Genomic DNA, 22,647 nt, shown 5'->3' on the forward strand with positions numbered 1-22,647 from the left:
ATCCTGAAAAACTAAAAAAAATGGCTTTATTATTAAATTAAAAAAATATATCTTTGCAGCGCAAAAAACGGGGAGCCCGCTTCAATGCGTAGTCCTTGTTTTTCAGTATTAAAATATCTAAACATTAAACATATAAGTAATGTCAAAAGTTACAGGTAAAGTTGCACAAATTGTAGGACCGGTTATCGATGTTGAATTCGGTGCTGATTCAGAACTTCCAAAAATTTACGATTCGTTAGAGATTAAGAGACCTGATGGTTCCACTCTTGTTCTAGAAGTACAGTCTCACATTGGTGAAGATACTGTAAGAACAATTGCGATGGATTCATCTGATGGTTTGAGCAGAGGAACAGAAGTTATCGCTACTGGTGCTCCTATCCAAATGCCAATTGGAGATGATGTTTACGGACGTTTGTTTAATGTAATTGGAGATGCTATCGACGGTCTTGGTGATTTACCAAAAGCAGGAACATCTGGTTTGCCAATTCACAGAGAGGCTCCAAAATTTGAAGATTTATCAACTTCTACTGAAGTATTATTTACAGGTATTAAAGTAATCGACTTGATTGAGCCTTACGCAAAAGGAGGTAAAATTGGATTATTTGGTGGTGCCGGTGTAGGTAAAACAGTATTGATTCAGGAGTTGATTAACAATATTGCAAAAGGTCACGGTGGTTTATCAGTATTTGCTGGTGTAGGTGAAAGAACTCGTGAAGGAAATGACCTTTTGAGAGAGATGTTAGAGTCTGGAATTATCCGTTACGGTGAAGACTTCATGCACTCTATGGAAGATGGTGGATGGGATTTATCTAAAGTAGATAAGTCTAAAATGAAAGAATCTAAAGCAACTTTCGTATTCGGACAGATGAACGAGCCACCGGGAGCACGTGCACGTGTTGCCTTATCTGGTTTAACAATTGCTGAGTATTTCCGTGATGGAGCTGGAGACGGACAAGGAAAAGACGTTCTTTTCTTCGTAGATAACATCTTCCGTTTTACACAAGCTGGTTCGGAGGTATCTGCACTTCTTGGTCGTATGCCATCTGCGGTAGGTTACCAACCAACATTGGCAACTGAGATGGGTGCGATGCAAGAGCGTATTACTTCAACCAAAAAAGGATCTATTACATCTGTACAGGCGGTTTACGTACCTGCGGATGACTTAACTGACCCGGCACCCGCAACAACGTTTGCCCACTTGGATGCTACAACGGTATTGTCTCGTAAAATTGCTGAGCTTGGTATCTACCCTGCGGTAGACCCATTAGATTCTACTTCTAGAATTCTTACTGCTGACATTTTAGGAAACGAGCACTACAACTGTGCACAACGCGTAAAAGAGTTATTGCAACGTTATAAAGAATTACAAGACATTATCGCCATCCTTGGTATGGAAGAATTGTCTGAAGAAGATAAATTGGCGGTATCTCGTGCAAGACGTGTACAACGTTTCTTGTCTCAGCCTTTCCACGTAGCAGAGCAGTTTACTGGAATTCCTGGAGTATTGGTAGATATTAAAGAAACTATCAAAGGATTTAACATGATTATGGACGGTGAATTGGATCACTTACCAGAAGCAGCCTTCAACCTTAAAGGAACTATCGAGGAAGCTATCGAAGCTGGAGAAAAAATGCTTGCTGAAGCTTAATAAAACACTAAACTATGTATTTAGAAATAGTATCGCCAGAAGCTACATTGTTCAGTTCAGAAGTGGACTCAGTAGTGTTGCCTGGAGTTGATGGTGAATTCCAAATGTTGCAAAACCACGCGCCTATTATCTCGTTGTTGCAACAAGGTACCATCAAAATCCATACGCACACCAAAAGTCAGCCTGGATTTAAGGAATTGCCTGCCGAAATCATCCCGTTGCATACAGATGATAAGGTCTTGACCTTAAAAATAGATTCTGGAACTGTTGAAATGAAAGACAATAAAGTAATCATTCTTGTTGAAAAATAAGAGTTAAGAAACTTGAATATAGAAAAGCCAAACAGTATTGTTTGGCTTTTTTGCTTTTATGACTCAGTTCATAGAATTTAATCCTCCACATACTCCAAAATATCCCCTGGTTGACAATCGAGTTCTCTGCAAATGGCTTCCAAAGTCGAAAACCGAATTGCTTTGGCTTTGCCTGTTTTTAAAATAGAAAGATTAGCCGTGGTAATCCCAATAGCCTCTGCGAGCTCATTACTTTTCATTTTACGCTTGGCCAACATCACATCCACATTCACAATAATCCCCATCCCTAAACTGTTAATTCATTCTCCTCTTTAGCAGTTTTGGCTATTTTAAACAGTTCACTTAAAACCATAAAAAACAACCCTAGACATATAAGCATTATAATTGGTCCTGGAGTTACTGAAAAAGTCCGTTCAATATCATTTCTGAGATAAACCGAAAATAAAAACGATGGTATACCCGTAATCAAAGCACTAACAACAAAGAGAACTCCTATTTCTTTGAAATTTTTGATTACAGATTGACTAAACGGTTTTAAGTTTTTAAAATAGTCCAGTGCATCATCCAACAGAAAAACCGCTTTAAGCACCAAGCCCAAAGAAATATAGATTAACAATAATAAAATGTGCTTTTCCATTGTCATTCCCTGCACTTCAACACCATTAATCTTTACAACGGCATTAAGTGTACCGGTAAATAAGAAATGAAGATAGGAGAATAGCATTACGCCCATAGCAAGAACTCCTGTAATCCACAGGTATCTCACCAACCATTTTAAAAGGATTAATTTCTTCATAGGACAACTTCTTTTAAACAAACTTATGAAAAATTATCGTTTTTCAATAATTTTTAATCGTAAAAAGATAAAATATAGTTAAACCACCTCATCATACGCCCTTTCCAAACGTTCAACAACAAATTGAATTTCCTCCTCATTTAAATGCCCAAAACCAAACCTAATAGCACAAGTTTCTACATCTTGATACAAAATGGTTTTTGGCAAAAACAAATCATGTTTTTCAGCTTGTTCGGATAATTTTACCAAAGAAATTTTGGATTTGAATTCCAACCAAATAGCTAACCCTCCAGCCGGAATTTCATAAGAAATGATATCCTTAAAATAAGTCTTCAGCAGACTACACAAACAATCACGCCGTTGTTTATAAACAATGACATTCTTTTTAATCAATCGGTACATTTCCCCTTCACTAATCAATTCCGAAAGCATTTGCTCCTGAATTAAATCACCTTGACGGTCCAACAATTGCAAATAGTTTTTTGCCTCCAAAATTAAGTTCTCAGGAGCCACAACAAACCCTGTTTGAAAACTAGGGAACAAGGACTGCCCCAATTTCCCCAAATAAATCACCAAGCCATTGGCATCGGCGCTCGCCATAGGTAACATGGCAGAGCTTTCAAATTGGAAATCGTAATCATAATCATCTTCGATAATTGCAAACTGATATTCTTTGGCTAATTCCAAAAGCTTTAAGCGCCGTTCAGCACTCAAAGTTTTAGTGGTTGGATAGTGTCGATGAGCACACACATACACACAGCGAATACTTCGCTTTATAAAATGGGTTCTAATATAATCTACATCCAAACCATATTCGTCCACAGGAATAGTCCTTATAGCAGCACCGGCCTGCTGAAAAATCATGTTCGAGGCATAATTACTCAACTGCCCAACCAATACCACATCATTCTGCTTGATCAATAACTGCGAAACAATGTACAGGCTCATTTCGGTACTTCGGGTACTCAACAAGTTGTTTGGTTGAATATGAAATCCCCTGGTTGCATTTAAATAGTTACACAATTGGGTTTCAAACACTGAAGCAGACAATTCACTTGTATGGTTCCATTTCGAGATTAAAGACTTTCGCTTCATGGCCGCACTGTACCATCTTGAAAATTGATGTACCGGATGCAGCCTTAAATCAGGTTGCCCATCATTAATGGTATATTTCGCATTTGTTTCCTGAGCCGTAGACGCTAAATGAAAGGACTGTTGAAATGGAAAACCAGTAGTTTTAGAATAATTATAAACCTGATCTATTTGCTGAACCGAAGCTTTTATGGGAGCTGTTCGCTGTTCGGGCAACAATACAAAGGTTCCTTTATTGGGAAGAATCTCCACCCAACCCTGCGAGGCCAATTCGTCATAAACCGCCACAGCCGTATTTCTATGAATACCGAAAAGCTGGCTAAAACTTCGTGTTCCCGGCAATGCCGTACCTTTGGAAAGGTAACCACGTTGAATGGCATTGATAATTTGTTGTGCTATTTGAATATAAACTGCTGTTGAACTTGATTTTTCAAAAAAAATCAGCTGTTTTAGAAGGTCATTAACCGGACTATTCATAGTTTTAAAACTGGACTAGTTTACTCGTCCGGAAAGTTACGACTTTTGCAGGGTTAAATTACATCAATTCATGAAAACCAAATTATTGTCATCAGCATTTATATTATCAACCTTAATGGGAACTGCCCAAGTGGAACCGGTTAAAATGGACTCCCTGGACGAAGTCATCATTACCTCCACGCGTATTGACCTACCTTTTAAGGAAAACTCCAGAACCATTACTGTAATTACCGCAAAGGACATCAAAGAAAGCCCTGCCACCAATCTCGCCGATTTATTACAGCAAGTAGCTGGAGTGGATGTTCGCCGCCGTGGAACTTATGGTTCACAAGCCGATCTTTACATTCGAGGAGGAAGTTTTGACCAAACCCTGTTGTTAATTGACGGCATTAAATTGGAAGATGCCCAAACGGGGCACCATAGTATGAACTTAGCCTTACCGCTGGAAGTAATTGAACGTATTGAAATCATCAAAGGGCCTGCCGCTAGAGTCTTTGGCCAAAATGCCTTTACGGGAGCAGTCAATATTGTGACTAAAAAATCTATGGACAACCGAGTAGATTTAGGGGTACAAGCTGGTTCTTTCGGGCAGAAAAATGCCTCAGTAACTGTGGGTAGCGAGCTTAGCAATACCTCACACATCATTCACTATTCCCGAAACACGTCTGAAGGCTATCGTTACAACACCGATTATGACAATCAGAATTACTTTTTGAAAAGTAGTTTTAATAAAAACCATATGCCAATAGATTTGATTGCTACATTCCAAGAACGCGATTTTGGAGCCAACGGATTTTATGCCTCTCCTTCGGCAGTTAATCAATATGAAGAAACCCAAGCTAGTTTAGTGGGATTGTCGTCTGCTTACAACCATAACAACCTAACACTGAAACCCCGTTTGTACTGGCGCAGAAATCAGGATATGTATTTGTATACAAGAACCAATCCTGAAGGTTACAGAAACCTACACCAAACCAACAAGATAGGAGCAGAACTTCATGGTTCTTACAACTCCAACATTGGGACAACCGGATTTGGAATGGATTTGGCACAAACCTATCTTTCCAGTAATAATTTAGGAAAACGCGACCGTTTTATGACCAACTTGTTTTTGGAGCACCGTTTCAAATTTTTCAACAACAAATTCGACGTGACTCCTGGAGTGGCCGTGACCTATTTTTCAGATTTTAAATTCCATGCATTTCCTGGAGTAGATGTAGGGTATTCTGTTTCCGATCAATTAAAACTTTACGGAAATATTGGTTATACATACCGCATCCCAACCTACACCGATTTATACTACAGCGACCCAACAACTTTAGGAAATGACCAATTGGATCCTGAAGAGGCCATTGCAGAGGAAATAGGGTTGAAATTCCTAGGAAAATCTATCAATGCTACCGTTGCATTCTTCAACAGAGATTCCCAAAAACTTATTGATTATGTAAAAGTAAATGAGGACGACCTTTGGCAAGCAGAAAACATAAGAGATTTGAACACTAAAGGTTTTGAAGCCAACCTCAATTATCATTTTGAACTGTCTGGACTCACACAACACATCGACCTTGGCTATACCTTTATAGAAGATGAAATTAAAGATTTGGATATCGACTATTCAAGATATTCTATCAACTCTTTAAAGCATCAGGCAACAGCAACCTACCGTGGTCATTTCTTTAAAATTGTACAACCAAGTTTGACCTATAAATATGCCGAACGCACCTCAGGACAAGCCTATACTGTCTTTGATGCAGGACTTACGGTAAGTATTCAACAATTGGACTTGTCTTTTTACGCCAACAACATTTTCAATGAAGAATATTACGAAACTAACTTAGTACCAATGCCTAAAGGCAATGTACTGTTCGGGGCAACTTATCATTTCAATTAAGGATCAAAGCAAGTTTTCAACAATAGCAAAAGTATGAATATCATGTCCTAACGTTTTCTTAACTTTAGACGTTAACTATTCATACTTTTCTATTGAAGCTTCATAACATTCCTCGTGTAAAAACAATTACCAAAGAGGACTTTATTGCAAACTACTTCAAGCCGCAGAAACCTGTGGTTATTGAATCTTTAACTGAAGATTGGCCTGCTTATTCCAAATGGTCGTTGGAGTATATGAAATTGGTTTCGGGAGACAAAACGGTTCCCCTTTACGATGATCGACCAGTACATCACGAAGATGGTTTCAACCAACCTCACGCCACCATGAAAATGGCGGAATACATCGACCTTTTAAGAAGCGAGCCCACCAAATACCGCATTTTCCTTTGGAATATCCTCAAGGAAGTGCCCGAACTACAAAGCGATTTTTCATTTCCTGATTTTGGTATCAAGCTCATGAAGAAGCTGCCAATGTTATTTTTTGGAGGAGAGAATTCGCATACGTTTATGCACTACGATATTGATTTGGCCAACATTTTTCATTTCCATTTTGAAGGGGAGAAACAAATCATCCTGTTCGACCAAAACCAAAACAAGCATCTCTATAAAATTCCTTATTCCTTAATAACTAGGGAAGATATTGATTTCTCGAATCCGGATTTCAATCAGTGGCCTGCCCTAAAAAATGTAGAAGGCTACACTACTAAATTGGAACACGGCGAAGTACTCTACATGCCCGAAGGCTATTGGCACTATATGAAATATCTAACACCTGGATTTTCCATGAGTTTGAGAGCTATCCCAAGACATCCAAAAAATTTGGGAATCGCCATTTATAATGTCTTCGTATTGCGCTATTTGGATAATTTTATGAGACGTTTACAAGGACAAAAATGGATAGACTGGAAAAATGAACAAGCCATTACAAGGACCCATAATAGAATAAATCTTAACGCATAACTTCTTTGGTTATGCTATATTTGTCCACTCAAAAAACCAAATAACATGAAGAATATTCTATTTGTGGCATTTTTGTTATGTGCCACCTTAACCTACTCACAAGCCTTTCAAGGAAAAGGCGACAAAAAATTCCAAATTGGAGCCAATTTTCAAGACCGCGCTACGGGAATCAACGCAACTTACGACTTCGGGCTTGGTGAAAACATCTCTTTAGGATTTGCCTCTACTTATGCTTTGGATGTACCAGAGTTCCTTGATGCCGATTTTATTGACCGTTTTGATGTTAAAGCACGCTTTAATGCACATTTGGGAAATGTCATCAACATTCACGAAGATTTCGATTTATACCCTGGATTGGATTTTAGCATCAAGAATTTTGGAGGGCACTTGGGAGCTCGTTATTTCTTTACCTCAGGTTTTGGTGTGTTTACCGAAGCTACTTACCCTATCGCTTTTTACGATACTGGCAATTTATCACCAGCAGAGAAATTACACAATCAGTTTACCATTAGCTTTGGAGCTTCCTTCAATCTGTAAATTGAAGTAACAAATCATATATAAAAAAAGGCTGTTTAATAAACAGCCTTTTTTTATCGGATCAATTCATTCACCTTTTCATAAACCAAGTGGGATTCCCATCCACGGTACAATAGGTAATCTGCTAGCTTTTTCTTTTTCTTAAAAGGATTGGTTTCCCTAATAGTTTCACATTGCTTTTCTGCCAAGCTTTGAAACACTTCCAAATATTCCTGATCGTCAATTTCCTTTAAGGCTGCATTGATATTATAAGAAGAAATTTCCTTGGCCTTGAGTTCATTCTTTAGCCGACTCCTTCCCCATTTCTTGATTCGGAACTTTCCCCTCACAAAACTTTTGGCAAAGCGCTCTTCGTTTAAAAACTTATGCTCAAGCAAGTGCACGACGATATGGTCAATAGCCTCTGGAATCATGTGCATTGTTCGTAATTTTTGAACTACTTCCTTATGGCAACGCTCCTGATAGGCACAGTAATGTTCCAACTTTTTAACAGCTTCCTCTACCGTATACGTTTTGTGTGTTTGCATGTTTCAAAAATAACAACAATTAAACAATTTGGCGAAAACAAACTAACTATCTGAATATTAGATATTTTACTTATATTTAAGTCTTATTTTTTAACCAACCAATAATTAATCCGTAATGACAAAACAACCAACCCTCAGTTTTGTTGCTATCGCCTTTGTGGCAACATATAGTTTTGGACAATTAGAAATCAACTCAACCGGTGTCCCTTACACTATTGATTTTGACAACACCGTAACCAATGTAAACAGCAATGCCTTTACTGGTACTGGCTGGTCTCCAAACCCCAACAGTGGACAATTAGATTCCGATGCCTGGTCCCATACAGGAAACAGTGATGGAAATCTAAGCTTTGGAGATACTGGAGATTCAGGAGATTATGCTGGAGGGACTTCTACTTATGGCGAATCAATAGGAGGTTGGTATGCCTTTAGCAATAATGGCGATATCGCATTAGGAATCCAACCTGGTGGTAGCGATTGGACTCCGGGAGACCTAACACTGCGTATTCAAAACAACACAGGGAACCTTATTAATTCTTTGGAATTGACTTACGACATTCTCTGTTTTAATGACCAAGAACGAAGCAATAGCTTCAATTTTTCACATTCCGATGATAACACAACATATATCCATGAAACAACACTAGATTACAATTCTCCACAAGTAGCAACCGATGTTTTAATAACTTCCCCAAAAAGTATCACCCTTACAGATTTGGCTGTTGCAGATGGTTCCTTTTATTATTTGCGTTGGAGTGGTGATGATATTTCGGGAACAGGATCTAGAGATGAATTTGCCATAGACAACATTTCAATAACAGCCTTTAGTGGAAGTCCTAGTCCTGAATTAAAACTTTTGGATGCCGATGCCACCCCTCATAATTGCGGCTACACTATAGACTTTGGTATTACAGAAAGCAACAATGGTTATACGGATGTCAATTTCACCATTGAAAATATTGGCAACGCCGATTTGGAAATTAACAATTTCAACCTCACAGGGGATTTTTCAATTATTGATCCCTTAACCCTTCCAAGTGTTGCAACGCCTCTAGTGGTCAATCCCAGTTCAAGCACGATTGTTACAATAAGGTTTTCTCCTCTTAGTGATGGCCTCTTAAATGGTACTTTGGAAATAATTAACAATGATAATAACGAAGGAGATTGCGTTATCAATTTATTAGGAGAAGGATATACGCCCGCTCCAAATATTATTGTGAGAGGTGTGATTGGAGCAAATCCCACAATTGCTAATGGTAGCACCACAACTTCTGGATTAAACAATACCCTTTTCGCATCACAAACCATCAATTCCGGGAGTCAAACCAAGAGTTTTCGCATTGCAAACGAAACTGGCAGTGACGTTCTTGAAGTTTCCAACATTTCCCTTTCTGGAGATACGGCCGATTTCTACGTAACGGCCTCCATTCCCTACGCCATTTCCATTGGCAGCTATGCAGACTTCAGCATTACCTTTCAACCCACAACAAATTCTGGGACCAGAAGCTGCGTTGTTTCCATTGCAAATTCCGATCCCTATAAAAATCCTTATACGTTTACGATTGAAGGCACCGCAACCTGTCCTTCTACAAGTGGCACAATTACTCCTACCGAAGGACCAATTGGCACCGAGGTCACCATAAGTTCCACAAATAATCTTTTGGGAGCCACCGCATCACTTAATGGCACATCTCTTCCCATAGTTTCAAACTCCTCTGAAGAACTAACGGTTAGCATCCCGTCGAACTTCACCATAGGTGGTCCTATCAGTGTAGAATTGGCCAGTGGTTGTATCTTCAGCAATACATTTACGCTTATTGACCAATCAATCTCTGGATGTGACACCAGTAATTCGGCAAATTTGGACAACTTGTTTATTAGTCAAGTAACGGATTCCCCAACCGGAAGTTTATCTTATGTGGAATTATACAATGCTACCAATTCTAACATTGATTTTTCAAGTACAAATTACAGTTTACGAGTCTATAACAATGGGAACACCTCCAACTACAATACTATTACTTTAAACTCTGGCACAATCCTTCAAAATAGTGCCTTTGTTGTCGTAATGGGAACCACGGACACCCAATGTGCCGCCGATGGAGCCGATGGATCTTTGGCCGAATTGGAAATTACTACCGTTGGTATGAGCATTAATTTCCATAAAGATTACAATACCAGTATTGGTCATGATTTTATTGGGCTTTATGAAAACAGTTCTTTAATTGATGCTTTTGGTGTTTTTGGTGACCAAACTTGGGCCTACGGATTGTGGCTTGGAGAAAGTGGCGCTACTTTTGAACGCATTGCTTCTTTATCCTTGCCCAACCCTACTTTTAGTACTTCCGATTGGAACATTTCCAATTGGGAAGATTGTAACGATGTAGATTATTCCGATATCGGAAACTATGATTTTTCTACTGGCATACCTCCTACCGTGAACACCATTTACGCCACGAGTTTAGGATGCACTTCTACGTCCCTAACCGTAGAAGCAAACGAGGGCTACAACGAAATCGATGATACTAATAACCTGACTTATCAATGGTATTACAATTCTTCATCCCAGTCCAATTGGACACCACTTTCTGATAATTCCATTTATTCTGGAACTTCCTCTAATACGCTTGTCATTTGGGATACTACCGAAATTGAAGATGCCCAATACTATTGTCAAGTCATGGAAAGCGGCACTACCTGTTACCAAAACTCCAGCGCCATATCCCTTCCTTCCACCATGGCTATTTGGGATGGCAGCTCGTGGTCCTCCCCTCCTACTTCAGACAAAGGGGTTATCATAAATGCAGATTATGACACAGGTACTAATCTGAACGGACAAACCAGTTTCGAAGCCTGTAGCCTAATTGTAAATTCAGAATATACTCTTACTATTGCCAACAACACCTATGTAGAGATAACAAGTGATTTAACGGTAAATGGCAATATCATTGTAGCTTCTCAAGGTGCTTTTGTGCAACTCAATGACGATGGAATAATTGAGGGAGACGTATTGAATGACCCTTCAAAAATTTCCGTTGAAAAATTTACTGCTCCAATGAACCATTGGTATGAATACACCTATTGGAGCTCTCCTGTTACCAATGAACAAATCCAAACGGGTCTAGCCGAATCTTCAGTGAATAGACGCTACAAATTTACCGCCGAAAATTATCTGGATGCTACTATGGAATCCAATAATGATAATACTGCATCGCCAGGGCAAGATGGTATTGACGACGATGGCAACGATTGGACATGGGTTCCAGGTTCTGAGTTAATGGAAATTGGCAAAGGTTATGCTTCCACCCATAATGCCGGACTATTCAACAGCACACTAGGAACTCCTCCCTTTCAATTCAAATATACCTTTGAAGGCCCATTTAACAATGGCAGTATTGAAGTAGATATTTATAGAAATGACACAGAACTTAACGATGACAATTGGAATCTTATTGGCAATCCATACCCTTCTGCCATTAGCGTGGAAAAGTTCTTTGAAGAAAACCACCTTACAGGAAAAATAGCTGGCGCGATATATTTATGGTCGCAAAACACAGCGCCTTCTAGCAGCGCAAATGGTAACGAAAATGAAAATTTTTCACAGGCAGATTATGCCATCATTAATTTGTCTGGGGAAACAGCTGGCGGAGATGGTGTCTCTCCTATTGTTGGAGCAGATAACGATAGATACATTCCTTCTTGTCAAGGTTTTTTTGTAACCATGAACAATGACGCTCTAGCATCTGGGACTTACCCAATTTACAGTACTCAAATTGTATTTAACAACGACATGAGGGTCAAGGACACAAATGGCAACAGTCAGTTTTTTAAAGCCGCCAATAACACTCCCAATGAAAGACTTTGGTTGAATTTGACCTCAAGCAACAATAGTTTTAGTCAAATTTTAATAAGCTATCTGGAAGGTGCAACTGACAGTTTTGATGGTATGTCCTATGATGCGCCCAGACAAAACCACAATGTATATTCCTCCTTTTATTCTATCATTGAGGGCACGGATAAAGATTTTGCCATCCAAGGGAAATCCCCAACAAGTTTAAATTTTGAAGAAGTGATTCCTTTAGGATTTCAAACGATGGCCCCGGCATCAACCATATACACAATTAGTATTGCTCAAACGGAAGGCACATTTATGGAGTCAAATACTATTTATTTGAAGGATAATTTACTCAACATTACGCATAATCTTTCTGAGGCCAATTATTCGTTCACTTCGGAAGTCGGTACTTTTAATAATCGGTTTGAAATTGTATTCACCGCTAATACGTTATCAACAAATGATTACTTTGCAAACCCTAGCCAATTATCAGTTTTCGAGCTTCAAAATGACGAAGTTCAATTCAAACTAAACGATGACCAATTACAAATCATGCAAATTGACATTTTGGATATGTTGGGGAGGAAAATGTATAATTTGGGAGGAAACAATAATACTGAGACCTATAGTTTATCTCGCTTAAGTACAGCATCCTATATTGCCAAAATCAGCTTATCCAACGGACAGATTCTGAACAAAAAATTTATCAAACAATGAATTGCTCTTACTTACCCCTTAAACACTTGTTAACTGAACACTTGATTAAACACCGATAATGATTTCGGTTTTCTGAAATCCCCCAAATGCAACTCATAATATAACAACAGCATATTAAGGAAGGATTGACGCTGTTTTGAATTCAGTTTCACATTGGAAAGGCCTTCAAAATTTGTATTCAACAACTGTTTTAAAATGCTCAAGTTTTCATCAGATACAGAATAAACACCATCATTGTGACTTTCAAACAAACCATTACTTAGATTAAAAAGAGGTTTAGAACTATTTGAAACGTCCGGATAAAAGCCCAAATGCCTCGTGAGCTGAAGTAAAAACAACAAATGGAAATTGGAAAATTGGGTTTCGTGATCCAACAGCAACAGGGAATTTTCCAAATAATCGTATAGAGCCTCGTTGGGCTCCTCTTCTCTCAAGGCGGTAGACAGGACTTCTGCCAGAAACATTACGATAGAACCCTTCAACACATTTGTATGCAAAGACTCATATGGATGCTCTACCTTAATATCTTTGATAGTTTGAAGCGAATGATTTGGCTTGTAATCTTCATCTATTTGCAACTGTGACAACATTTGAAAATAGGCTACCTTAGAATTTCCCTTTTTACTTTTAAGAACACCCCTTAAAATATAGCTCACCGTCCCTCGATTATAGGTGTAACATTTCACAATTAAATCGTGGTCACGGTATTTAAGCTTGGATAATACAATTATCTTGTTTTTCGAGAGCATGACTGAGAGATTTTATCTAACAATTAGCAACTTCAACACTTTAGTTTCAAAAGAATCCAAATCGGAAATCATGATAAGATACACCCCAGTAGCCACCACATTATTGGCAAGGTTTTTACCATTCCAAATCGCGGTGCCCCCATCGATGGCAAAATTATAACCCGCTCTTGAGGTACGTTGGTTTACTCTTGATTGGGCTTCAGCTACCAAATTCCCCTCTATATCTGTAATTTTAATATTGACATTCTCAGTAAGGCCTTTTATTTTGACTCCCTTGGTGATGTCATTTAGGTCATCAAATCCTAAAAGATTATACTCTGGCCTAACAGGATTGGGGTATACAAAAGCATCATCCAACTCCTCCTCGGTTTTGGAACCTCCCGCTAAAAAGGAAACCAAACCGTTGCTTGTTGCAAAATAAACTCTACCATTTTCACTATCAATGGAAATATCATTAATGGCATTGGAAGGTAGAGGAGAATTGCTTTTGGTAAAATGATAAATAGTTTCCTGACCGTCTGGGGAGAAGTAAAACACCCCAGAAGTTAAGGTTCCAATCCATTTGTTATTGGAGCCATCTACTTTGATATCGGTAATAAATTGATCTGCCAAAAGCTCTTGGGCAACATCGTCTTCTAAAATGACTATTTCATTCACCGATGGATTCGGATTATCTAAAAAATTGGTCATGTTATATAAAACTCTCAATCCTTTTATAGTTCCAATCCACAATTGATTTCTAGTATCTACTGCCAATGCCCGTACATTCTCAGAAGGCATGTTCTGATCCAAGCTATATACTCTATTAATAGAGTTTCCTTCTTCATTGTACCCTATAACCCCATTAAAAAAACCTCCAGTCCACTTGGTGCCGTTATTGTCGATTACCAAATCTGAGAATCCGAATTCATCACTAAATCCATTTGGTATTATCTCCTCGAAACTATAGGCATTCCATTGTCCGCTACTTGGGTCATATGACTTAAGAGGGCTAGCTACCCTACCTGTCATAGTCCACAGCACCCCATTTTTATCAAATTGAGAAGCACTCTGTCTAATACCAAATGCATTTGGATTCTCTGGAATAACGAAAGATTCCAATCCACTATTAGTATTGTCCAACAATACAGTTGGCACTTCATTTTCAACCTGTAAAATTCCATTCTGAAAAGAACTTATAAAAACCTGAGACAGCTTAAACGGATTTACCGCTATGTAATTTAGGTTTCTCGCTCCAAATACACTGTCCTTGGAAGTATTAATCCATTGTTCTCCCTTTAAATGACTAATTCCATACAACCTTAATGGTGAAGGGTTATACGACACTGTATAATCACCAAAAGTTACCCACAAATTATTATTCCCTGCTTGAATTTTGAAAGCATTATTTCTTAAAGGCCCTCCAGGACGAATTTCCAAATATGTTGAAGAACTGTTGATCTCTGTTTGAAGCAGCCCAACACTATCAGTCCCAATATAAATATGGTCATTCGAAATAGTCGCTGAACTAAAGTTAGTTGTATAAATTCCAGAAACCGAAGCGTCACTAACCAAATTAAAATTAGCGTCATAGACAAACACATCTTTTTTTGTAGCAACTACCAAAAACTCCTCCACAGATTTCATGTCCAAAGGAATATCCGTGTAGGTAAATAATTGGTTAAGTATAGTATCTTCTAATTTATAAATTGATTTATTAGACCTTATTGTGTACAAATTATCACTTACAGCTCTAATAGCTATAAAATTCCCAGCAACTACTGTTTGCCATTGTACAAAATCAATTAAGTTCGGATTATTAAGTTCCGCTCTTTTTATACCAATGCCATCTGAACAAGCTGCATAAATATACCCATTATGAATTGTGGTTTGGTTCACGGTGATTTGAGAGCCACCATTCCCAATAAAATAAGTATCTCCAAATTCCAAATACTCTAAATCATAAACTGAAATACCATAATCTGTTGAAATGTAAACCAACCCTTCATATTCATAAAAATCATTGATTCGTTTCAGCGAAGGGGAAATAGTTTCCTTTTCCAAAATATCAACGACCGATAGAATTTCATGCTCGCTGCCCTGAACAACTTCTATCAATCCGTTTTCATAACCAACCAATAACAAATCATAAATTTCGCTATAGGCAATGGTAGAAATAACATCTCCAGAAAGTCCTTCTACCGTGGTGACAGTTTCTAGGTCTTGTGTTGTTTCATCATAAATAAAGATGGCATTTTCTGAAGCGGCATATATTTTATCATTCCCTTGTACGACATCTTTAATGTCATAATAAGAAAAGTGCCCTTCCCAAAGAACAGAATAATCTTGTGAAAAACAATTTATTGCAAATAAAAAAATAAAGAATCGTATAGCGTTGTAAACCATCTTAAAATATTAAGTCTCAAATATATTTATTACAAACGAGAATTTATATATAATCATATCCATAAGGGTAATAAAAAAAGCCTCCATTTTTCAATGGAAGCTTTTTAAAATTTATCTGATGACAGTTTGTGTTACACCACTCCCTGAGCCAACATAGCATCTGCTACCTTAACAAACCCGGCAATGTTTGCACCTTTCACATAATCAATATAGCCATTTTCATCTTTTCCATATTCGATACATGCTTCGTGGATATTGGCCATGATCTCTTTTAGTTTGTTGTCAACCTCATCTCTTGTCCAGTTATAACGTAAAGAGTTTTGAGTCATTTCCAAACCTGAAGTCGCTACACCACCAGCATTAGATGCTTTACCTGGTGCGAAAAGGATTTTAGCTTTGTGGAACTCAGTAATCGCTTCTTTGGTAGATGGCATATTAGCACCCTCACTCACACAGATACAACCATTTTCCAATAGGATTTTTGCATCGTCTCCGTTAAGCTCGTTTTGAGTCGCACATGGTAAAGCAATATCACAGGTCACTTCCCAAGGAGTTTTGCCTTCGAAGAATTTAGCGTTTGGATATGCTTTTACATATTCACTAATACGTCCTCTTTTTACATTTTTCAACTCCATTACGTAAGCCAATTTATCGGCATCGATACCCTCTTCATCCAAGATATATCCAGAAGAATCGGATAACGTTACCACTTTACCTCCTAACTGAGTTGCCTTTTCAGCAGCATATTGCGCCACGTTTCCAGATCCAGAAACCACGACAGTTTTTCCTTCAAAACTGTCGCCTTTTGTTTGCAACATACTTTGTGCAAAATATACGTTACCGTAACCTGTTGCTTCTGGACGAATCAAAGATCCACCCCATGACAATCCTTTACCAGTCAATACTCCGGTAAATTCATTTCTAAGCTTTTTATACATTCCGAATAGGAAACCAATTTCTCTAGCTCCTACACCAATATCCCCAGCAGGAACATCCGTTTGAGGACCAATGTGACGGAACATCTCACTCATAAAGGAATGACAGAATCTCATTATTTCATTATCACTTTTTCCTTTAGGGTCGAAATCACTTCCTCCTTTACCACCACCCATAGGCAATGTGGTTAAACTGTTTTTGAAGACTTGTTCAAAGGCCAAGAACTTCAGGATGCTCATGTTTACCGAAGGGTGGAAACGCAAACCTCCTTTATATGGTCCGATGGCCGAATTCATCTGAATTCTATACCCTCTGTTCACTTGGATTTCACCTTCATCGTCAACCCAACAAACTCTAAAAGTAATGACACGTTCTGGCTCAACCATTCTTAACAGGATGTTCTTCCCGTGATAAATATCTTGCTCTGCAATGTAAGGAATTACAGTCTCTGCAACTTCCTCAACCGCCTGTAAAAACTCAGGCTCATGCCCGTTTCTTTCTTTTACCAGGTCTAAAAAAGCATCTATTTTTTCTCTCATTATATTAAATATTAAAAATCAAAGGTTCTTTTCGAGGCGCAAAGATAGGGAATCTTTAAAAAATTAAACTTATTTTTTTGATATTCTCAAAATAAATTTAACTCAATGTTAATCTCATAATTAAACCTCAAAATTGTACTTAATTACTTGTTAAAATGCTTTTATTTGTTTGTTAATGCACTTTTTCTATATTTGTTAACAACATTTGCCCTAGGACAAACCAAACCATATGAAGCTTAATTTCAAACTATTATCCATTATATTTCTCTTTTCAACCGCATATAATGGATTCTCTCAATTGGGTTTTTCACACGAAATCGGGGCAATTATAGGTCCGGTACAATTCCGTTCAGATTTTGGAAGCCGAAATGATGAAGAGACCAACTACGGTAACTCGGGGATTGGTATAGGGCTTATCCACTATATTAATTTTGCGTATAGAGCCGATTGTAACTGTTATTCTACCGATACTTATTTCAATGATCATTTCAAGCTAAGATCGGAAATTTCATGGAACAAAACCATTTTGGATCACCATGGCCAATGGGTAAGACCCAGCAAAACTAGTGAAAACGCACAACGTTTAAGAGATCATCATGGTGTTGCTGAAAATTTTGATGTGGGAATGCAGCTAGAATATTTTCCAAGAAGTATCCGTTCGTTTCAAGCATTTAGTTACAGATTTGCGCCTTTCGTAAGTTTGGGAGCGCACTATACTTCGGCCTCACCCCAAGCTAGCACTACACATGGCAATGGGAATATTAATGACCCTAGCAATATCTATTCATATTGGTTTGAAAATCCTGTTTACTTACCACCACTACCTCCTGGAGCCTCACCTTTAGCGAGAGAATACCCAATTAACACAGACCATATCAACACATGGTCGGTTGTTACTAGTGTGGGAGTGAGATACAAACTAGGAATCTTATCCGATTTGATGCTAGACCTACGTTGGCAATACTATTTCAGTGATTGGATTGATGGCTTTAACCATAAATTGAGCTACAACAAATATAACGATTGGTTGATCTGGTTGAATTTTGGATACATTTATTATCTCGATTAACTTATAACAGACTAATAAAAAAGCAGGCCGAAAGCCTGCTTTTTTATTTTATGTTCCCAACTATCCTATGGCTTGCTTCAAATCAGCAATCAAGTCCTCAATATCTTCAATCCCCACGCTTAATCGAATCAAGGAATCTACAATACCTGTTTGCTCCCTTTTTTCCTTTGGAATACTGGCGTGTGTCATACTCGCAGGATGGCCGGCCAAAGATTCCACGCCTCCCAAGGATTCGGCTAAGGTGAATATCTTTAAATTTTCAACAATCTTAATCGCTTCCTTATAATTGTTACCCTTCGTAGTAAAGGACACCATTCCGCCAAAATCCTTCATCTGCGCCTTAGCAATGTCATGATTTGGATGTGATTCAAATCCTGGCCAATACACATTTTCAATTTTAGGGTGTGCTTTCAAGTATTCGGCTACGGCTCGTCCATTTTCACAATGCCTTTGCATCCGTATATGCAACGTTTTAATTCCTCTCAACACCAAAAAGCTATCCTGAGGTCCACATACTGCGCCACTGGCATTTTGAATAAAATAAAGCTTCTCTGCCAAATCTTTGTCCTTTACAATCAAGGCTCCCATCACAACATCACTATGACCTCCCAAATATTTAGTTGCTGAATGCATTACAATATCAGCTCCGAGATCTAACGGCTGTTGCAAGTAAGGCGTAGCGAACGTATTGTCCACCGCCAATAAAATTTGATGCTTTTGGGCCATTTCAGCCACCGCTTTAACGTCAATAATATTCATCATTGGGTTAGTTGGTGTTTCAACCCAAATAAGCTTGGTATTGGTATTAATATAGCTCTCAATATTCTTTGCATTTTCCATTCCCACAAAATGAAATACAATTCCAAAACGCTCAAAAATCTTGGTAAACAAGCGGTAACTGCCTCCATACAAATCATTGGTTGAAATCACCTCATCTCCAGGATTCAACAATTTGATTACGGCATCAATAGCTGCTAACCCAGAACCAAATGCCAATCCATAATTCCCATTTTCAATACTTGCTAAAGCTTTTTCCAAGGCATGGCGTGTTGGGTTTTGGCTTCGCGAATATTCATAGCCTTTATGACCACCTGGAGTGGATTGCGCGTAAGTGGATGTTTGATAAATTGGGGGCATCACAGCTCCATAAGCCTTGTCATGTTCCTGCCCACCATGTATGGTTTTGGTATTAAATTTCATATAAAATGGTTTTAAACAAATTTAGGCTATAATTCGCTGTATTCAAATGGATGTTATACCTTTAACTTCCAAAATTGAACCTTCCTATGAAAAAATATCTGTCCCTGTTTGCCCTAAGTCTATATCTTTTCAACTGTGCCGAAGATGCGTCTTTAAAATTTGAAGATTCATTTCTTTCACTTCCTTCCGGAGCAAAAATCGAGGTATTGTATCCAAAGGCAAAAGGTTCTTCCGAAGCAGCCAAAAACATCAACACCACCATCGATTCGTATATTGCCAATCAACTATCTTTTAATGATAGTATCCCTCCTAGCAATATCAAAGATGCCATAGAAAAATTCAATACGGAATATACTGGTTTTAAAGATGAGTTTAAGGATACCGAAGCGAGATGGGAAGCTTTGGTTGAAGGGGAAGTACAATACCAATCACCAGAGATTTTATGCATTTCCATAAACACCTATTTATATACTGGAGGAGCTCATGGTAACGACCGTATTGATTTTTTAAATTTTAATCCCAATACTGGACAACAATATAGTACCCAAGACTTAATCACTGATATGTCAGGTTTTAGCAAACTTGTAGAAACCAACCTAAAAAAAGAGCAGGCCAAAAAGGCAAAGGATAAAGCCATGGAAGACCTTTTCTTCGGAAAGGATTTCCAACTCCCGGAATCCATTGGGTTTAATGAAGATGGTGTTATTATCCTTTACAACACCTATGAAATTGCCTCCTATGCACAAGGCATTACTGAATTTTTAATTCCTTATAGCGAGGCGAATCCTTTTCTAAGCATCAACTAATTTTTTGACTAAACCTTTTAATGATAGGTTCTACCGTCAAGCCTTGCCCAATAATGGAAAACACCACAATAATATAGGTAATTACCAAAAATAAATCTCGGTGCATTTCTGGTTTAAGGCTTAGAGCCAAGGCAATGGAAATACCGCCGCGCAAACCACCCCAAGTCATTATTAAATTGGTAAAAGGCACAAAGCCCAACCTTTGGGCGTAGACTTTAATTGGCACCCAAAGTGAGATGTAACGGCACAACAAGACAATTGGCACAGCAATCAATCCTGCTAAAACATAACTAGTTTCAAAACTCAAAACCAACATTTCCATACCTATCATCACAAAGAGAATGGTATTCAATAGCACATCTATAAGTTCCCAAAACTTATCTACATAAAGTTCCACAACGTCAGACATAGCCGAATTTCGTACGGTATCATTTCCAACAATCAAACCTGCCACTACAATAGCCAATGGTGCAGACACATGAAGTTTGTGGGACAATAGAGTCCCTCCCATCACAGCTGCAATGGTGATGATGACTTCAATTTCATAATTATCTATGGATTTCATTAAACGATAGGTCACCCATCCCAACAACAAGCCCAAGGCGATTCCTCCAAGCACTTCTTGTGCAAATAGTTTCAAGATATCCGTTGCTACCAGCTCCGAATTTGGAAAAGCTGCCACCGAAAAAATCGTCAGGAACACTACCACTCCAACACCGTCGTTAAACAAGGATTCTCCCACAATCTTTGTTTCCAATATTTTAGGCGCATTGGCTTTTTTCAAAATCCCTAAAACGGCAATGGGATCCGTAGGCGATATCAAGGCTCCAAACAACAAACAGTAGATATAAGCCACATCCAAACCAATCAATAACAATAAATAGTACATTAAGGTTCCCACCAAAAATGTAGACACCAAAACCCCCAATGTTGCAAATAGCAAGACAGGTCCTCTTTGTACTTTTAGTTGGGAAAAATTAGTATGCAAAGCGCCAGCAAACAACAGAAAACTTAGCATAACATCCAGTAGCACCGTTTTAAAATCAATTTGCGAAATGAACTCCTTTTCATGGGCCAACAGGGTATCGTCAAAATGAGACACACCCAAAACAACCAAAGTAAAAACAATGGTAATCACCATCAAGCCAATAGTAATTGGCAATTTTAAAAACCTAACATTTATATAGCCAAAAATGGCTGCAAGCACTATTAAAATAGTGGCTATACCGTAGTAATCCATAAATTAAATTGATTTTTTAAGGGCTAAAATGTAGCCTAAATGTATGCCTTCGTGAAAACAATTAAACCCAATGGCGTCTTCCACACAAGTTAAAGTACTGTTTGTACTGGTAGTATATTCGTTATAAGAATTAAAAATCCGGTTGGCGTAGTCGGTTTTTGTTTGTTCCAATGTAGCAAATAACAAATCCTTAATGTTATCTACTTCCTCTTGTGTTACTTCACGCTCCGGTTTTGTGCCTTTTTTAAACTGCTCTATAAATTCATCCGAAACCAAGGTTGGCAAACCAGACAAGCGGTACACCAAAATTTGTTGGGTAGCAATGGTGTGGGCTATGTTCCAAATAACATTGTTCTTAAATCCTGAAGGGATGGTATTAAGTTCTTTCAAACTCAACTGTTCCAAGATTCCTTTTAATAAAATTCTGTTTTTGTAAGTGACATCAAAAATCCAATCCATGTCTTAAATTTTCACTAAAAGTAAGTAAATTTCTTTTGAAATGATTTTACTTTGCACTCCAAATGAAAAGATTCCTTTTCGGTTTTATAATGCTTGGCCATGAAAAAAATATACTACCTAAAAACCTGTAGCACCTGCGTAAGAATCATTAAAGAATTGGACCTTCCCTCCGATTTTATATTCCAGGACATCAAGACCGAACCCATTACGGTGGCGCAATTGGACGAAATGGGGGCTTTAGCCGGTAGTTTTGAGGCTTTGTTCAGTAAGCGTGCCAAATTGTACAAGGAAATGGGGCTCAAGGACCAAAACCTAACCGAAAAAGATTTCAAACACTACATTTTGGAGCATTATACTTTTTTGAGCCGTCCTGTAATTATTTACAACGACACCATCTTTATCGGCAATAGCAAAAAAGTGGTGGAAGCTGCCAAACAAGCTATCCACAGCAACTAAACTTTCTCAGCAAATTAC

General features: G+C 38.2%; 19 protein-coding genes. 9 read left to right on the plus strand and 10 right to left on the minus strand.

The window, feature by feature from the left end; all coding sequences use genetic code 11:
* The first annotated feature begins 139 nt into the window (after positions 1-139).
* The gene (gene atpD, locus AC6I5C_RS00780) at positions 140-1,648 is read left to right on the plus strand and encodes a F0F1 ATP synthase subunit beta (protein ID WP_053976847.1); all 1,509 of its coding nucleotides are present in this window, start codon (positions 140-142) and stop codon (positions 1,646-1,648) included.
* A gap of 14 nt (positions 1,649-1,662) precedes the next feature.
* Entirely contained in the window at positions 1,663-1,959 is a 297-nt protein-coding gene (locus AC6I5C_RS00785; protein ID WP_053976846.1) for a F0F1 ATP synthase subunit delta/epsilon, read from the plus strand.
* 77 nt (positions 1,960-2,036) lie between these two features.
* Here the strand turns inward: AC6I5C_RS00785 and AC6I5C_RS00790 are convergent, their stop codons facing one another.
* From AC6I5C_RS00790 to AC6I5C_RS00800, 3 genes are all read right to left on the minus strand, one after another.
* Positions 2,037-2,243, minus strand: a complete 207-nt coding sequence (locus AC6I5C_RS00790) for a helix-turn-helix domain-containing protein (protein WP_053976844.1) — start codon at positions 2,241-2,243, stop codon at positions 2,037-2,039.
* 2 nt (positions 2,244-2,245) lie between these two features.
* The gene (locus AC6I5C_RS00795; protein WP_497903485.1) at positions 2,246-2,755 is read right to left on the minus strand and encodes a DUF2975 domain-containing protein; all 510 of its coding nucleotides are present in this window, start codon (positions 2,753-2,755) and stop codon (positions 2,246-2,248) included.
* 78 nt (positions 2,756-2,833) lie between these two features.
* Positions 2,834-4,324: an aminotransferase-like domain-containing protein gene (locus AC6I5C_RS00800; protein ID WP_497903486.1), complete on the minus strand. Its 1,491-nt coding sequence runs from the start codon at positions 4,322-4,324 to the stop codon at positions 2,834-2,836.
* 70 nt (positions 4,325-4,394) lie between these two features.
* Here AC6I5C_RS00800 and AC6I5C_RS00805 point away from each other — a divergent pair, with 70 nt between their 5' ends.
* From AC6I5C_RS00805 to AC6I5C_RS00815, 3 genes are all read left to right on the plus strand, one after another.
* Positions 4,395-6,215, plus strand: a complete 1,821-nt coding sequence (locus tag AC6I5C_RS00805) for a TonB-dependent receptor (RefSeq protein WP_497903487.1) — start codon at positions 4,395-4,397, stop codon at positions 6,213-6,215.
* A gap of 92 nt (positions 6,216-6,307) precedes the next feature.
* Positions 6,308-7,174 (plus strand): cupin-like domain-containing protein, encoded by an 867-nt coding sequence (locus tag AC6I5C_RS00810; protein WP_497903488.1) that lies wholly within the window; start codon positions 6,308-6,310, stop codon positions 7,172-7,174.
* A 45-nt stretch (positions 7,175-7,219) separates the two neighbouring features.
* Entirely contained in the window at positions 7,220-7,711 is a 492-nt protein-coding gene (locus AC6I5C_RS00815) for a DUF6646 family protein (protein ID WP_497903489.1), read from the plus strand.
* A gap of 53 nt (positions 7,712-7,764) precedes the next feature.
* Here AC6I5C_RS00815 and AC6I5C_RS00820 read toward each other — a convergent pair whose 3' ends face one another.
* The gene (locus AC6I5C_RS00820) at positions 7,765-8,238 is read right to left on the minus strand and encodes a regulatory protein RecX (protein WP_497903490.1); all 474 of its coding nucleotides are present in this window, start codon (positions 8,236-8,238) and stop codon (positions 7,765-7,767) included.
* A gap of 115 nt (positions 8,239-8,353) precedes the next feature.
* Here AC6I5C_RS00820 and AC6I5C_RS00825 point away from each other — a divergent pair, with 115 nt between their 5' ends.
* Positions 8,354-12,790: a DUF8693 domain-containing protein gene (locus tag AC6I5C_RS00825; protein WP_497903491.1), complete on the plus strand. Its 4,437-nt coding sequence runs from the start codon at positions 8,354-8,356 to the stop codon at positions 12,788-12,790.
* 29 nt (positions 12,791-12,819) lie between these two features.
* On the opposite strand, the gene recO is transcribed toward AC6I5C_RS00825, so the two are convergent.
* The 3 genes from recO to gdhA form a co-directional block, all read right to left on the minus strand.
* Complete coding sequence (gene recO / locus AC6I5C_RS00830; protein ID WP_497903492.1) at positions 12,820-13,539, minus strand: DNA repair protein RecO; 720 nt, start codon at positions 13,537-13,539, stop codon at positions 12,820-12,822.
* Positions 13,540-13,551: 12 nt separating this feature from the next.
* Positions 13,552-15,924, minus strand: a complete 2,373-nt coding sequence (gene porZ, locus AC6I5C_RS00835) for a type IX secretion system anionic LPS delivery protein PorZ (RefSeq protein ID WP_497903493.1) — start codon at positions 15,922-15,924, stop codon at positions 13,552-13,554.
* A gap of 131 nt (positions 15,925-16,055) precedes the next feature.
* Entirely contained in the window at positions 16,056-17,399 is a 1,344-nt protein-coding gene (gene gdhA / locus AC6I5C_RS00840; RefSeq protein WP_497903494.1) for an NADP-specific glutamate dehydrogenase, read from the minus strand.
* A 229-nt stretch (positions 17,400-17,628) separates the two neighbouring features.
* On the opposite strand from gdhA, the gene AC6I5C_RS00845 reads away from it, so the two are divergent.
* Positions 17,629-18,468 (plus strand): THC0290_0291 family protein, encoded by an 840-nt coding sequence (locus AC6I5C_RS00845; RefSeq protein ID WP_053976830.1) that lies wholly within the window; start codon positions 17,629-17,631, stop codon positions 18,466-18,468.
* 60 nt (positions 18,469-18,528) lie between these two features.
* Here AC6I5C_RS00845 and AC6I5C_RS00850 read toward each other — a convergent pair whose 3' ends face one another.
* Positions 18,529-19,668 carry a cystathionine gamma-synthase gene (locus tag AC6I5C_RS00850; RefSeq protein WP_497903495.1) on the minus strand — a complete coding sequence of 380 codons (1,140 nt, stop codon included), beginning with the start codon at positions 19,666-19,668 and terminating at the stop codon, positions 18,529-18,531.
* Between the two features lie 86 nt (positions 19,669-19,754).
* Here AC6I5C_RS00850 and AC6I5C_RS00855 point away from each other — a divergent pair, with 86 nt between their 5' ends.
* On the plus strand, positions 19,755-20,474 hold the full coding sequence (locus AC6I5C_RS00855) for a DUF3298 and DUF4163 domain-containing protein (RefSeq protein ID WP_497903496.1): 720 nt from the start codon (positions 19,755-19,757) through the stop codon (positions 20,472-20,474).
* Here the strand turns inward: AC6I5C_RS00855 and AC6I5C_RS00860 are convergent.
* Together AC6I5C_RS00860 and AC6I5C_RS00865 are read right to left on the minus strand one after the other, a co-directional pair.
* The gene (locus tag AC6I5C_RS00860) at positions 20,467-21,714 is read right to left on the minus strand and encodes a cation:proton antiporter (protein ID WP_497903497.1); all 1,248 of its coding nucleotides are present in this window, start codon (positions 21,712-21,714) and stop codon (positions 20,467-20,469) included. The genes AC6I5C_RS00855 and AC6I5C_RS00860 overlap by 8 nt on opposite strands.
* A 3-nt stretch (positions 21,715-21,717) precedes the next feature.
* On the minus strand, positions 21,718-22,173 hold the full coding sequence (locus tag AC6I5C_RS00865) for a DinB family protein (RefSeq protein ID WP_497903498.1): 456 nt from the start codon (positions 22,171-22,173) through the stop codon (positions 21,718-21,720).
* Positions 22,174-22,272: 99 nt separating this feature from the next.
* Here AC6I5C_RS00865 and AC6I5C_RS00870 point away from each other — a divergent pair, with 99 nt between their 5' ends.
* Positions 22,273-22,629 carry an arsenate reductase family protein gene (locus AC6I5C_RS00870; protein ID WP_497903499.1) on the plus strand — a complete coding sequence of 119 codons (357 nt, stop codon included), beginning with the start codon at positions 22,273-22,275 and terminating at the stop codon, positions 22,627-22,629.
* Positions 22,630-22,647: the final 18 nt, after the last annotated feature.

Source organism: Mangrovimonas sp. sgz306409 (assembly GCF_059735265.1).